Raw genomic sequence first — 13,490 nt, forward strand, 5'->3', positions numbered from 1 at the left:
TGAGACAGGGGTCAGTCCCTTGTAGCAAAGGGTTTTTTGTATCTAAAGTTGTTGCTTGCGTTAAATCCATATAGAGGTAAGCTTTTTTCAATAAGCGAAATAAATACTTTAAAAGGAATATGTGAAGCGCTTTTGGAAGAATACAGAAAGGGTGATAAACAAGATCAAGACATAAGAAGGTTTGCTAAAGATTTAAGGCAACTATGTATAGATGCCTTAGCAAAAGGTAAGGTGATATGTGCAGCAGGTGATTAAATCTATTTAATATCCTTTTGTGTATCTCACTTCTTCACCTTAAACAATTTCAAAGCGGGTGCTACATCCATAAAAAGTTCTCAAAGCTTGTATATAAAATAAACATAGATACACATACACACAGCCATCCGGAGCCTTTCCTACCATTTTGAAATTGTACCAATCCCATTATTAACATTATTAAACCAAGAAGTAATATTGTATAGGGCTGCAAGCTGTAATCTTTCCTTATTATTCCATAGATTGCAATGGGAAGAGCTATAGCTGACAATATAAGCTGTAAACGATTTAACATTGTAACTACTCCTTTAGTTTAATTTACCTTATATTAACATATTGTGATTGTTGATGTTAGATGTAGTAAGAAACGCACATAGTAAATTTAGTAATCCCCAAGTCCTTTTAGCTTCTGTGCCCAACTTAGTGTTGTCTATTCACATAATTAATAATGATCGGGAAGGGGGCGGAGCTCAAATCCCTCACAGGTCATATTTAAATAATGCTCAAATCCTTTTGTATAAAGGATTTGGGCATTTTGTTTTGATTATCCCAACGAAATAAATACCAATTAGCAATGAAATATTTTACTACATTTTTAATGTTTTTACTGATATATGCAAAGTTAGCAATAAACTAATTAATAAATAATAAGGTTTACTTCAGTAAAATAAGGTATAGTATATTTGGTGAAGTAATTTTTAAAGGACAAGAAATGTAGGTGAACAAAGTGAGCAAATATCTATTGGATACCAAAGGCCAGATGGCTATGACAAAGTATCATGAAAAACAAAAAAATACTAAAGTTGATAAAAAGCAGCAACTTGAAAAACTTCGTGCGGAGTATTTGAAAAAGAAGCAAAATAGATGAATAAAATGAATGAAAACATAGGAAGATCAAGATCTTCCTATGTTTTTTTATTTGAAGTTCTTTTTAAAATTGATGGTAGGGGTTGTTATTCTCATAAATCTCAAATTCAGTAACAAGCAGGCCGTTCTTTTTAACACGGGACGAATCATTGGTCACCTAAGCATAACTGATTCCTTCCAACTCGGAATGTATACTTCTCCATTATACTGGACTTCACATATTGTTCTTAAACTGATTCTTCTTAACCTATACTCAATATTGTTTCTTATGAAAAACTGCTTATCATCATAATTTATAGAAGTAACGTTGATGTTTTGGTTGTTTAATAGGAATCTTAGCGTTACATCTTGTCCATCTTCATTTGCTTTTATAGTTCCTTTAAAAGGGTCTATTGTGATATTGAATTGTTCCGACAGCTCTTTGGCAAATAAAGCTACTTGAGATCCATTAAGTTCCCATGTTGTGATCAGTAAATCTAACAGCAATTTTTTTTGGTTTTCGAAATCCACAAAAATCACTCCTTTTCACTTTTAATAGTTACATAGGTATAGGAGACACTTATGATAGATATTAACTTTATCATTTCTTCTTCTGATTTCTCATTATTTTTGCTAGCGATTAGCCAGTTTGTACACATATCTTTGTATTTTAATACGTATTGTATCATGAAATTTCATATAATTTGAGGAATATTTAGTTTTTTGATCAACAAATTAGTATTACCATTAATTAACTTAAAAATAATTGATTTACAAAATAAAAAGAAATTCTTTTAGATAATCCATTCTTTTATACCACTATTGATATGGGATATCCCTTGTAAAAGGTAAATAAATAGTATGATTTTCATATGGCGGTATTAGATGATGTGTTTTTTAAAAAGGCAGTGCAACAAAAAAAACTTATTTTATAATTTATTTTGATATACTTATTTTTGCATAAAATAAGTATATATATTGCATTCTTCCATAGTAAAACATACCTGCACACTATAGGGCTAGTAAAGGGTTATTGGAAATTTTAAACAGATTCCACAAGAGGAACTTTCTACTTCAATCCATAATGAAAAACTATTTATATGAAATTATATGTATAAGAGATTACTAGTTGGGGAATAGTAGAAATAGAAACTTTTATATCGGAGGGAAATTCAATGAGCGAAAACAAAAACATTTTTTCTACGTTTGTTAGTGAAGATCAATTTGACCTACGTTCATATATTACGTACTTATTTATTAATGAGTGCGAGCAAGGTGAATCAACAAGCTAAATTAAATACAAAACTTAAGGTCAAACTGATTACGGATAAAAAGACTTCTCTCAAAAGCTGCCAACACTATGGGAATCGTAAAATCCAAAACAAACTGGTTTTTATAAGTAATAACTCTCGAATTAGCTATTAAACGAAAATTACATACGTATAGTTTCACTTTTAATGGCATTGTCTTTATTCTCTAAAAAGAAAGAGAGAATGATAAATAAGAGAGACACACAAGAAGGTTTGCTAAGGATGTAGGGCAAACATGGGTTGCACTTCTTCATCTACATCCATTGTCAATTCTACTTCAATAAAAAGCTCTCGACGCTTGTATATAAAGTATAAATAGATATAAATAAAAACAGCCAGCCAAAACCTTTACTTTTATTTTGAAATTGTACCAGTCCTATTATTAACATGATTAAACCGAAAAGTAACGTCGCGTAGGGCTGCAAAGTATAATCCTTTGTTATGAAACTATATAACATAAGAGGAAGAGCTATAACCGACAAAATAAGTTGTAAACGGATTAACATTTGTAAGTACTCTTTTAGAATTATTTGCACGGTCGGCAGGACCCGCAATGCTAATGAGCGGATAGCATTGAACTTGTACCGGAATCTTCCTTGGGTGTATCATCATCGCTAGAATCTTCAACTGGTGGCACTGGAAAGTTCCTTTAAAGAGACCTCCTATTTCGCTAGATAGTCATAATGATGCTATATAATAGTCTTTAGAAAATAAAAAAGTATGAGAGTCATTGTTGGAAACATAATGGCTCTTTTTTATGTCTAGATAAATAAAGTTGGTCAACCTTCTGTGCAAGAGCTTCCAATGAAATAACAATAAAAAGAATGAGAAGTAGTTCTAGGCTACCTCTCATTCTTTTTTCTACTTTTGATGGGGATCTTTATTAAATAATTTACCTTTGTCTAAAAAGTTTCCTTTGGTAAAATATTTGGTATCATTTTATTCCCTCATTCATAAAATATCAATAAAATCGTTTTATTTCACTTTTTTAAGCCGAATAAAAAACATGTACGATGTGGATTTTAGCGTAATCCTCTATGTTTAGTGCTTTTTCCACTAAATTTAATAAGAGGATGTTTACAAAATTGCATATGGGCTATATAATTTGATTAATATAAAAAAGTTTCCCTTAGGAAAAATATTTATTGATATACTCGTAATACGTGAGTATTATATTTTTTTACCTGAGTTTTGCCTGTGTGCAAAAAAGTTAAATGAACCCAATAAAAAGGAGAGTATATAAAATGACTGACGCAATCGTTGTAAAAGACTTGTTTGTATCGTATCAAGGTAATCAAGCGGTTAAAGACGTTTCGTTTACGATTGAGAAAGGGCTGCTTATTGGAATTATTGGTCCGAATGGAGCTGGTAAATCAACGTTAATGAAAGCTATTTTGGATTTAATCCCAAATGATAAAGGACATATTGAAGTCCTGGGAGAGAATATTCGAAGTGCTAGGAAACAAATTGCTTACGTTCCACAGCGAAGTACGATTGATTGGGATTTTCCGATTACCGTTTTAGATGTTGTATTAATTGGAACGTATCCATCCTTGGGAATAATGAAAAGACCCAAGAAAGAGCATAAGAGTTGGGCGTTACAGTGTTTGCACAAAGTAGGAATGGAAGAATTTAAACACCGTCAGATCGGCGAACTGTCAGGTGGTCAACAGCAACGCGTATTCTTAGCAAGAGCGCTTGCTCAAAAAGCAGAGGTCCTTTTTTTAGATGAACCATTTGTTGGAATAGACGTAACGAGTGAAGAAACCATTATCACTATTCTTCGAGAGTTACGTCAACAAGGAAAAACAACGGTCGTTGTACATCACGATTTAAGTAAAGCAGAATCCTATTTTGATAAATTATTATTATTGAATAAAGAATTGATTCATTATGGAGAAGTAAATAGCGTACTCGAACCAGCCGTGATGGTAAAAGCCTATGTAAATCAAGAACTCTTTTTTAATCATCCAACGGAGGTACATTCATCATGAAGGTTGTAGAATTTATGAATGCGTTGATGCAATATAGCTTTCTACAAAAAGCGTTGCTAACGTCCGTTATGGTAGGAGTTATTTGTGGAGTGATTGGGTGTTTTATTGTCTTAAGAGGAATGGCACTGATGGGAGACGCAATTTCACACGCTGTTCTTCCAGGCGTTGCTATCTCCTACATGATGGGAATGAATTATTTTATCGGTGCAGTTTTAACGGGAGTTATTACTGCGATTGGAATTGGCTTTGTTAGTCAAAATAGTCGTATCAAACATGATATGGCAATTGGTATTATGTTTACGTCCGTATTTGCTATAGGGATTATTTTAATTACCTTTATGAAAAGCAGTTCTGATCTTTATCACATCTTGTTTGGAAATGTGCTTTCTGTACGCTCTTCTGATATGTGGACTACACTCATTATCGGTGTCGTTATTATGGGCTTGGTGTATGTGTTTTATAAAGAGCTTTTGGTGTCGACGTTTGATCCAACTATGGCACAAAGCTACGGCTTGCCAAACAAATGGATTCATTACGGGCTCATGGTTCTTTTGACGATGGTGACAGTTGCCTCTCTTCAAACTGTAGGAATTATTCTCGTAGTTGCCATGCTCATTACGCCTGCGGCTACGGCCTACCTATTAACGAACCGGTTATGGGTCATGATTTATTTAGCAGCTGGTATCGGAGCGCTTTCTTCTATAGTAGGGCTATATTTTAGCTTCTCATATAACCTTGCTTCAGGAGCAAGTATTGTTATTGTGGCAACATTCTTATTTGCGTTAGCATTCTTCTTTTCACCTTCACAAGGGCTGTTTTGGAGAATGATAAAAATAAAAAGAAATCGAGCTAAGCTCTCAAAGTCGATTGGAGGATGAAGATGAAATTAAAAATTTGGTTGTTATCAGTCATTAGTCTACTAGTCTTTACACTAGTTGCGTGTTCCAGTGGCACCAATGGAAACGAAGCGAACAGTGACAAATTGAAAGTCGTTACGACTTATTCCATTATCTATGATATTGTTAATCAAATCGGTGGAGAAAAAGTTGAGATTCATAGTTTGGTTCCAATTGGAAAGAACCCGCATGAATATGATCCGCTTCCAGAAGATGTAATGAAGATGACGGATGCAGACGGTGTATTTTACAATGGGTTAAATCTAGAAGAAGGTGGAGCTTGGTTTAACAAATTATTGAAAACAGCGGATAAATCAGGTGAGAACGCGCCTGTTTATCGAGTGAGTGAAGGGGTAAAACCTATTTATCTAGAAACAAAAGGATTAGAAAAAGAGCCTGATCCACATGCGTGGATGAACATTGAAAATGGAATCCTATACGCTGAAAATGTAAAGAAAGCACTTATTAAAGAGGATCCTGATAACAAAGAATTTTATGAAAAAAATGCTAAAGAGTATATAGCAGAACTTCAAAAGTTACACGATGATACATTAAATAAGATCCAACAGCTTCCTAAAGAAAAGCGTTTCTTAATCTCAAGCGAAGGAGCTTTTAAATACTTTGGAAATGCATACGGAATAAATACAGGTTATATTTGGGAAATTAATTCAGAAAGCCAAGGTACGCCCGATCAAATTCGAGACGTGGTAAGTTTAATTGAAACAAATAACATTCCAGCTTTATTTGTCGAAACAAGCGTAGATAAACGAAGTATGGAAACGGTATCCAAAGAAACGCAGGTTCCGATTGCTGGCACAATTTTTACCGATTCGCTTGGGAAACCAGGGGAAGACGGAGACACGTATTTAAAAATGATGAAGTGGAATACGGAAACGATTATTAATGGATTACAAGAATAAGTGAGCTGTTTTTTTACAATTCAACGCTATACTAGAATCTGAGTCATAAATATTTCAGCTAATGATATATCCAAACTATCGCGAGTTAAACACTTTCGATCGTTTGGATATTTTTTGTTTATTAGTAAAAAATTGAAAAGTTGATGGTGGTTTTTACTCAATAAACTAATAAAATATGTTAGATTATATAACATAATTGTTTAACTTTTCGGAAAATTGCTTTAAATTAGACTCAAACATTCATTTTAAATGCATCTTTTAGTCGAAAATAATGAAGGCAAAGGAGAGAAATGAAGTATGAGAAAAGAGAAGTTAATCGTAATTGGGAATGGGATGGCTGGAATTCGAGCAGTTGAAGAGATTATTAGTTTGTCCCCTGAAATATTTGATATCACTGTATTTGGGAGTGAGCCACATCCAAACTATAATCGCATCTTGTTATCTAAAGTATTACAAGGGGATACAAGCGTAGAAGACATTACGCTAAACGACTGGAACTGGTATGAGGAGAACGATATTACTCTTTATATAGAAGAAAAGGTTATAAGCATTGACTCAATTAATCAAGAAATACGTACGGATCAAGGGAGGATTGAATTTTACGATAAGCTGATCATAGCAACGGGCTCTCTGCCATTTATTCTTCCAATTCCAGGAGTAGAGAAAGAAGGCGTTACAACGTTTCGAGATATAAGCGATACGAATCAAATGGTAAAAGCATCTCAGCAGTATAAAAAAGCAGCTGTAATTGGAGGCGGATTATTAGGTTTAGAAGCAGCGAGAGGACTTTTAAACTTAGGAATGGATGTAACGGTTGTTCATTTATCCTCTTATTTAATGGAGCGTCAGTTGGATTTGACTGCTGGAAAGTTGCTTCAACAAGAGTTAGAACAGCAAGGGATGAGTTTCTTGCTTGAGAAACAAACCCAAGAAATCACGGGTCATGAGCGCGTAGAAGGGTTAAAGTTCTCAGACGGAAACCTATTGGAAACAGATTTTGTAGTAATGGCAGCAGGCATTCGACCGAATACTGAACTTGCTCAAAAAGCGGGTCTTCATATCAACCGTGGAATTGTGGTAAATGATTATATGGAAACGAGTAGTGCCAACATTTATGCCGTAGGCGAATGCGCAGAGCATAAAGGTATGGTTTATGGGTTGGTAGCTCCTCTTTACGAGCAAGGAAAAGTACTAGCTAAAACGATCTGTGGAGGAGATGTACGTCCTTATCAAGGGTCTGTTCTATCCACTCAGTTAAAGGTATCGGGCGTAGATGTTTTTTCAGCCGGTGATTTTATAGAAGATGAACAAAAGAAATCGATCAAGGTATTCGATGAGCAAGATGGTATTTACAAAAAAATTGTTTTAAAAGGAAATCAAATTGTAGGGGCCGTTTTATTTGGTGACAGCCGTGATGGAAACCGCTTGTTTTCCATGATTCAAAAGCAACAGGACGTATCGGAAGTGGAGAAGATTTCAATTCTACAACCAATAAGCGGGCAAGGAAGCGGAAGTCTGGTAGCAAGTATGAGTGCGGATGATATTGTTTGTGGATGTAATGGCGTATCGAAAGGAACGATTGTAGAAGCTATTCAAAATCAAGGCTGTACATCAGTGGATGAGCTTAAAGCCTGTACGAGTGCTTCACGTTCGTGCGGAGGGTGTAAGCCGCTTGTTGCTGAATTGCTTCAGCACACGCTTGGAAGTGAGTTTGATGGAGCAGCTCAAAAGGAAGCGATATGTGGATGTACATCTCTTTCTCGAGATGAGGTGGTAGAGGAAATTCGAGCAAAAGGCTTATCTCATACGCGTGAAGTGATGAATGTGCTTGGATGGAGTAACGAAGAAGGTTGTTCTAAGTGTCGTCCAGCATTGAATTACTACTTAGGTATGGTGAATCCAACTGGCTATGTAGATGAACGAGAATCTAGATTTGTAAATGAACGTATGCATGCTAATATCCAAAAGGATGGTACGTATTCTGTTGTTCCTCGAATGTACGGAGGTGTCACGAACGCAGATGATTTACGACGCATTGCTGACGTGGTTGATAAATACAACATCCCGCTTGTAAAAGTAACGGGAGGACAGCGTTTAGACTTATTCGGTGTAAAGAAAGAAGATTTACCTTTAGTGTGGGAAGAGCTAGATATGCCTTCTGGTTATGCTTATGGCAAATCACTTCGAACGGTGAAGACGTGTGTTGGAGAACAATTTTGCCGCTTTGGTACGCAGGATTCGATGGGAGTAGGGATTGCGCTGGAAAAGAAATTTGAAGGATTATGGACTCCTCATAAAGTAAAGATGGCTGTATCGGCCTGTCCAAGAAGCTGTGCTGAATCAGGCTTTAAAGATATTGGCTTTATTGGAATAGACGGTGGTTGGGAAATTTATGTTGGTGGTAATGGAGGCACTCATTTACGAGGAGGCGATTTGCTATATAAGGTGAAAACAGACGAAGAGTTAATGGAAATTACAGGAGCTTATCTACAATATTACCGTGAAACGGCAAATTATCTAGAGCGTACTTCAGCTTGGATTGAACGAATCGGTATTAAAAACGTTCAGGCTATTCTTGATAATGTAGAGGAAAGAAAGAAACTAAACCTTCGTATAGATGAAGCCTTATCTACGTATCGAGATCCATGGAAGGAAATCGTTGAGAACAAGCAAGCAAAAAAAGAATTGTTTGAGACAGTTGTAACATCATAACAAAACAAATGGAGGAGAAAAAGATGGTAAACAAAAACATAACAAAAGTGTTGCTTGGGTCAATTCATGATTTTCCAGAAAGCCTAGGTAAAACCGTGAAAGTGAATCAAAAAGAAATTGCTGTCTTTAAGCTATCAAGCGGTAAAATTCAGGCCGTTGATAACAGATGTCCTCATAAAGGTGGCGTATTAAGTGAAGGAATAGTGAGCGGTGATTCGGTATTTTGCCCTATGCATGATTGGAAAATTTGTTTGGACAACGGGCGTGTTCATGAACCTGATACTGGCTTAGTAAAGTCATACCGAACATCTGTTGAAGAAGAGCTTGTATATCTGTGGTTAGAAGATTAATAAGCTGTTGTAAATCATCTATTAAACATCCCATCATAGTTATACCGAAGGAGTGAAGCGGAGAATGAGACAAGGAAAAGTCTATCTTGTTGGAGCGGGACCGGGCGACCCAGAGTTGTTAACCATTAAAGCAGGAAAGTGTTTAGAAATAGCAGATGTTATTTTATACGATCGGCTAGTAAATCCTGATCTTTTACACTATGCAAAAGAGGGAGCAGAACTTGTGTATTGCGGAAAGACGCCTGGTTATCACTGTGTTCCTCAAAAAGTCATTCAAGATTTATTATTACATTACGCCCAGCAAGGAAAGATAGTTGTACGGCTAAAAGGTGGAGATCCTTTCATTTTTGGGCGAGGAGGCGAAGAAGCTGAAGTATTAGCTAAGCATCACATTGAGTTTGAAATCATCCCCGGTATTACAGCGGGGATTGCTGCTCCTGCTTATGCTGGAATCCCTGTCACCCATCGAGAGTTAAGCCGTTCATTTGCAATCGTGACCGGACACGGTTTAACTGGAACTCCGGAAAATATTAGGTGGCATCATCTAGCTCAAGGCGTTGATACGCTTGCTATTTATATGGGAGTTAAAAACTTACCGTATATTTGTGAACAGCTTTTAGCTGGTGGTAAGTCCATAGAGACACCAGTGGCGGTGATTGAGGAAGGTACTTCTATTAACCAAAGGGTTTTAATTGGTACGCTGCGAACGATTGTAGAAATAGCCACTAGTGAACAAGTCAGTAATCCAGCGCTGATTGTGGTCGGAGAAGTGGTAAAACAATCAGCGACTCTCTCCTGGTTCTCAAAGTCCAAACTTCAAGAAGTGTACGCGTAATATTTTTATTATATAATTTATCAGAGAATTTTAACGAAATAGGGGAGGGATAAGCGTGTTTAAAGCGTCAATCGAGTCTATGACGGACATAGCTCGTCAAAAAACAAATCAAGTGAATAAACAATTGCCGAGCTATTTACTGTTGGCTATGCTTGCAGGTGCTTATGTCGGAATTGGTGTAGTATTAGCTCTTTCAGTTGGTGCTCCGTTAGCCGAAGCATCATTACCAATAGTCTCACTAGTCATGGGCTTATCGTTTGCCATTGCGTTACTACTTGTTATGTTTGCCGGAGCCGAGTTGTTTACAGGCAATCATATGTTTTATACAATCAGTACATTATCAGGTGCTACTACGTGGAAAGATACGTTGAAAAATTGGCTGTGGTGCTTTGTTGGAAACGGATTGGGAGCGTTCGTATTGTGTCTCTTAATCGTTGGAACTGGTTTGTTTAAAGGAGTAGGCGATACACATTTATTACTGACAATCGCAGCAAAGAAAATGAACCTGCCAATGAGCGAACTTTTTTTTCGAGGGATTTTATGTAATTGGCTCGTCTGCTTAGCCATTTGGACAGCTTTGAGAACCAAAAGCGATGCGGCCAAAATTATGTTAGTTTTTTGGATGCTGTTTGCCTTTGTTGCATCTGGCTATGAACACAGCGTTGCAAACATGACGTTCCTTGGTTTGGCTTTACTTCATCCGCACCCTGAAACGATATCATTAGCTGGACTGCTACATAATCTGATCCCGGTTACGCTTGGGAATATTGTAGGCGGCGCTTTATTTGTAGGAAGCGTATATTGGTTTATCAATAAAAAGCAAATGGAAAAAGGGCGTATTCAAGAAGTGAAAATTCCAAAAATCGTTAAAGAAGAAACATTATCAAAGTAACAGAAAATCCGCTTTGCATAAAAGCGGATTTTTTAGATTGAATTTCGATCAGTAACCGAAAGAGGGTTGAGATACTTGACTAATATAATTTACTGCTGTATGATTCTTTAGTATTTGCGTAAGACGTGGTTCGGAACCATCCCACGTAAAAAAAACTAAGGAGAGTATGCAGCATGAATGTAAGAACACTTGCAGTCAACGGTATTATTGCGGCAATGTATATTGCGGTAACGATGTTTATTCAGCCGTTTGGCTTTACAAATATTCAGTTCCGTATTGCGGAAATGTTTAATCATTTGATTATTTTTAATAAGAAGTATTTGTATGGAATTGTGCTAGGCGTATTTTTAGCCAATTTATTCTTCTCACCAATGGTGGCGTATGATTTGGTATTTGGCGTAGGACAATCTTTAATTTCCTTATTACTGATGATCTTTGCGATGAAGTTTGCCAAGGGCACGGTTGCTCGTATGGTTACCAATACACTGATCTTTACGTTTACGATGTTTATCATCGCGTTTGAGCTTCATTTAGCACTAGGTTTTCCATTTTTACTAACATGGTTAACAACTGCGATTGGTGAATTTGTAGTGATGCTTGTTGGAATTCCAGTGATGCTGGCAATTCATAAGCGCGTAAACTTTACAAAGTTAATCGATTAATACTACAAAAGCTTACAGAGATGTAAGCTTTTTTCATATTTAAATGGTTTTAATTTATAGAAAAAAGACACAAGATATGACAGAATTAGAGAGAAGTTGTTAAGTACGTTAATACATAGTAAAAGTCATGTTTTATACTATACTTGAGAAGGAGAGAAGAGCTTGCTTGCAAATGATGATCATAAGGTAGAAGAACTAGCATTTATTAAAAAAGCCCTAGACTTTACAAGAGCTGGATTAATTTTAACCAACCCTGCTTTGCCCGATAATCCGATTGTTTATGCGAACCAAGGTTTTCTGGATATGACCGGATACAGGAAAGAAGAAATCGTAGGACAGAACTGCCGCTTTTTACAAGGGGAAAATACCGACCGAGATACGGTACGAAAAATTCGAGATGCTATCCGCGAAAAAAAGTCGGTCAATGTACAAATTTTAAACTATACAAAAGAAAGCCAACCTTTTTGGAACGACTTATTTATTGATCCAATGTGGATTGATGATGAAGTTTATTTTATTGGGATTCAAAAGGACATTACGGGGAAAATGAAGCAAGAAGAAGTGATTTATGACTACTATGAAAGGATGCAGGAGATGTCAACGCCAATTGTTCCAGTGAAAGACGGGGTTTCTGTTCTACCGATTGTTGGTGTTTTGAATGAACAGCGATATCATATGATTGCATCCAAAGTATCAACATACATTGATGAAAGTAAAGATGATCATTTTATTATCGATTTTTCAGGTTTATTGGAAATGGATGAAGATGTAGTAGCTTACATGTATAATCTGCACGATTTAATTACCATTACCGGAACGCAGGTAATCATAACAGGCATCATGCCTTCTATAGCGAAAAAAATGAGAGACCTTCAAGTAAACTTTACAGTCTTAAAAACCTATACGCATGTCAAAGCCGCTTTAAAAGCGCTTGGGTATGCATAATAAGTTCTCGAAAAAGTCCGTAAAACAATGCGGATTTTTTTTGTTTATAAATGGTAATATATACATATAAGCCTAACTTAAAAGGTGACTAAGTACAGAATTGAACAAACTTCCAGCATTTGATATATTGGTTTTATGAAAAGAGAATTGATTAAACCCATTAAACGTTTATCATTGCGAGAAGAAATTTATCAAACTTTAAAGCAAGGAATTATTACGTTAGAGTTTCCACCGGACCAGCGCTTGAATGATAAGGAGCTAGCTGAAAAATTTAGCGTCAGCAGAACGCCGGTAAGAGAAGCGTTAAAACGCTTGGAAGATGAAGGGCTTGTTGAATCGATTCCAGGCTCCATTACTAAAGTATCTTCGTTAAACCCTGAAGAAGCCAAGCACGCGTTTACCGTAGTTGCCGTTCTTCATGCATTGGCAACTAAGCTTGCCGTTGCGCATCTGACAGAAGAAGATTTCAAAGCGCTAGCTCATCATAATGCTGCGCTGCAGAGTGCGGTGGAAAAGCATGATATCATCGGCGCCATCGAAGCAGATCAAGCCTTTCACCGCGTGTTTTTAGAAGCTGCGAATAACCCTGAAATTCTCTTAGCACTAGAGCGCAGTGAGTCAAAAATTTACCGGTTGGAAGTAGCTAAGTTTTCGTCTGAGAAAGGATTCAAATCAGTAAGCGAGCACAAAGGAATTATTGAGGTGTGTCAAAGTCAGGAACCGCTCCAAGCAGCGAATCTCGTAGAGAAAAATTGGCTAAGCCTTGGAGAGCTATTAGCGTAGAGAGTCATCACGAGCGTGAGGGCTCTTTTTTATGAGTTAAAAATAGCGTTGAATAAATAACCAAAATGCGATATATTGGTTTTACATTTT

15 protein-coding genes and 1 riboswitch are annotated in these 13,490 nt (G+C 36.4%); of the genes, 12 read left to right on the top strand and 3 right to left on the bottom strand.

Annotation, left to right across the window (positions count from 1 at the left end; all coding sequences use genetic code 11):
- Positions 1 to 48: 48 nt before the first annotated feature.
- On the top strand, positions 49 to 255 hold the full coding sequence (locus tag LZP85_RS02830; RefSeq protein ID WP_206782296.1) for a hypothetical protein: 207 nt from the start codon (positions 49 to 51) through the stop codon (positions 253 to 255).
- A 61-nt stretch (positions 256 to 316) separates the two neighbouring features.
- On the opposite strand, the gene LZP85_RS20715 is transcribed toward LZP85_RS02830, so the two are convergent.
- The gene (locus LZP85_RS20715; RefSeq protein WP_206782295.1) at positions 317 to 550 is read right to left on the bottom strand and encodes a DUF3953 domain-containing protein; all 234 of its coding nucleotides are present in this window, start codon (positions 548 to 550) and stop codon (positions 317 to 319) included.
- A gap of 432 nt (positions 551 to 982) precedes the next feature.
- On the opposite strand from LZP85_RS20715, the gene LZP85_RS02840 reads away from it, so the two are divergent.
- Entirely contained in the window at positions 983 to 1,123 is a 141-nt protein-coding gene (locus tag LZP85_RS02840; RefSeq protein ID WP_025908863.1) for a hypothetical protein, read from the top strand.
- A gap of 152 nt (positions 1,124 to 1,275) precedes the next feature.
- On the opposite strand, the gene LZP85_RS02845 is transcribed toward LZP85_RS02840, so the two are convergent.
- On the bottom strand, positions 1,276 to 1,632 hold the full coding sequence (locus tag LZP85_RS02845) for a hypothetical protein (RefSeq protein ID WP_025908862.1): 357 nt from the start codon (positions 1,630 to 1,632) through the stop codon (positions 1,276 to 1,278).
- A gap of 1,051 nt (positions 1,633 to 2,683) precedes the next feature.
- Positions 2,684 to 2,917, bottom strand: coding sequence for a DUF3953 domain-containing protein (locus LZP85_RS20845; RefSeq protein ID WP_094912217.1), 234 nt, complete (start codon positions 2,915 to 2,917; stop codon positions 2,684 to 2,686).
- Between the two features lie 738 nt (positions 2,918 to 3,655).
- Here LZP85_RS20845 and LZP85_RS02850 point away from each other — a divergent pair.
- The 10 genes from LZP85_RS02850 (at position 3,656) to LZP85_RS02895 (ending at position 13,400) form a co-directional block, all read left to right on the top strand.
- A complete protein-coding gene (locus LZP85_RS02850) occupies positions 3,656 to 4,405 on the top strand; it encodes a metal ABC transporter ATP-binding protein (RefSeq protein ID WP_025909688.1) in 750 nt (249 codons plus the stop codon).
- On the top strand, positions 4,402 to 5,283 hold the full coding sequence (locus LZP85_RS02855) for a metal ABC transporter permease (protein ID WP_078990165.1): 882 nt from the start codon (positions 4,402 to 4,404) through the stop codon (positions 5,281 to 5,283). Before LZP85_RS02850 ends, LZP85_RS02855 begins: the two co-directional genes overlap by 4 nt.
- 2 nt (positions 5,284 to 5,285) lie before the next feature.
- Complete coding sequence (locus LZP85_RS02860) at positions 5,286 to 6,221, top strand: metal ABC transporter substrate-binding protein (protein ID WP_234561964.1); 936 nt, start codon at positions 5,286 to 5,288, stop codon at positions 6,219 to 6,221.
- A gap of 297 nt (positions 6,222 to 6,518) precedes the next feature.
- Positions 6,519 to 8,933 (top strand): nitrite reductase large subunit NirB, encoded by a 2,415-nt coding sequence (nirB, locus tag LZP85_RS02865; RefSeq protein ID WP_078990163.1) that lies wholly within the window; start codon positions 6,519 to 6,521, stop codon positions 8,931 to 8,933.
- A gap of 23 nt (positions 8,934 to 8,956) precedes the next feature.
- Positions 8,957 to 9,283, top strand: coding sequence for a nitrite reductase small subunit NirD (gene nirD, locus LZP85_RS02870; protein ID WP_025909692.1), 327 nt, complete (start codon positions 8,957 to 8,959; stop codon positions 9,281 to 9,283).
- Between the two features lie 64 nt (positions 9,284 to 9,347).
- The gene (cobA, locus tag LZP85_RS02875; protein ID WP_076512598.1) at positions 9,348 to 10,118 is read left to right on the top strand and encodes a uroporphyrinogen-III C-methyltransferase; all 771 of its coding nucleotides are present in this window, start codon (positions 9,348 to 9,350) and stop codon (positions 10,116 to 10,118) included.
- A gap of 55 nt (positions 10,119 to 10,173) precedes the next feature.
- On the top strand, positions 10,174 to 11,010 hold the full coding sequence (locus LZP85_RS02880) for a formate/nitrite transporter family protein (RefSeq protein WP_119543761.1): 837 nt from the start codon (positions 10,174 to 10,176) through the stop codon (positions 11,008 to 11,010).
- 119 nt (positions 11,011 to 11,129) lie between these two features.
- Positions 11,130 to 11,175: riboswitch (PreQ1 riboswitch) on the top strand.
- An 8-nt stretch (positions 11,176 to 11,183) separates the two neighbouring features.
- Complete coding sequence (locus LZP85_RS02885) at positions 11,184 to 11,672, top strand: QueT transporter family protein (protein ID WP_025909863.1); 489 nt, start codon at positions 11,184 to 11,186, stop codon at positions 11,670 to 11,672.
- 162 nt (positions 11,673 to 11,834) lie between these two features.
- Positions 11,835 to 12,617, top strand: a complete 783-nt coding sequence (locus tag LZP85_RS02890) for a YtvA family blue-light photoreceptor (protein ID WP_076512595.1) — start codon at positions 11,835 to 11,837, stop codon at positions 12,615 to 12,617.
- 135 nt (positions 12,618 to 12,752) lie between these two features.
- Complete coding sequence (locus LZP85_RS02895) at positions 12,753 to 13,400, top strand: GntR family transcriptional regulator (protein WP_025909861.1); 648 nt, start codon at positions 12,753 to 12,755, stop codon at positions 13,398 to 13,400.
- Positions 13,401 to 13,490: the final 90 nt, after the last annotated feature.

It is taken from the genome of Priestia flexa (genome assembly GCF_021441905.1).
GTDB lineage: Bacteria > Bacillota > Bacilli > Bacillales > Bacillaceae_H > Priestia > Priestia flexa.

Coding starts and splice junctions, on each gene's coding strand:
- LZP85_RS02885 (WP_025909863.1), top strand. CDS start 11,184: ATGAATGTAAGAACACTTGCAGTCAACGGTATTATTGCGGCAATGTAT.
- LZP85_RS20715 (WP_206782295.1), bottom strand. CDS start 550: ATGTTAAATCGTTTACAGCTTATATTGTCAGCTATAGCTCTTCCCATT.
- LZP85_RS02860 (WP_234561964.1), top strand. CDS start 5,286: ATGAAATTAAAAATTTGGTTGTTATCAGTCATTAGTCTACTAGTCTTT.
- LZP85_RS02850 (WP_025909688.1), top strand. CDS start 3,656: ATGACTGACGCAATCGTTGTAAAAGACTTGTTTGTATCGTATCAAGGT.
- LZP85_RS20845 (WP_094912217.1), bottom strand. CDS start 2,917: ATGTTAATCCGTTTACAACTTATTTTGTCGGTTATAGCTCTTCCTCTT.
- LZP85_RS02855 (WP_078990165.1), top strand. CDS start 4,402: ATGAAGGTTGTAGAATTTATGAATGCGTTGATGCAATATAGCTTTCTA.
- LZP85_RS02895 (WP_025909861.1), top strand. CDS start 12,753: ATGAAAAGAGAATTGATTAAACCCATTAAACGTTTATCATTGCGAGAA.
- nirB (WP_078990163.1), top strand. CDS start 6,519: ATGAGAAAAGAGAAGTTAATCGTAATTGGGAATGGGATGGCTGGAATT.
- cobA (WP_076512598.1), top strand. CDS start 9,348: ATGAGACAAGGAAAAGTCTATCTTGTTGGAGCGGGACCGGGCGACCCA.
- nirD (WP_025909692.1), top strand. CDS start 8,957: ATGGTAAACAAAAACATAACAAAAGTGTTGCTTGGGTCAATTCATGAT.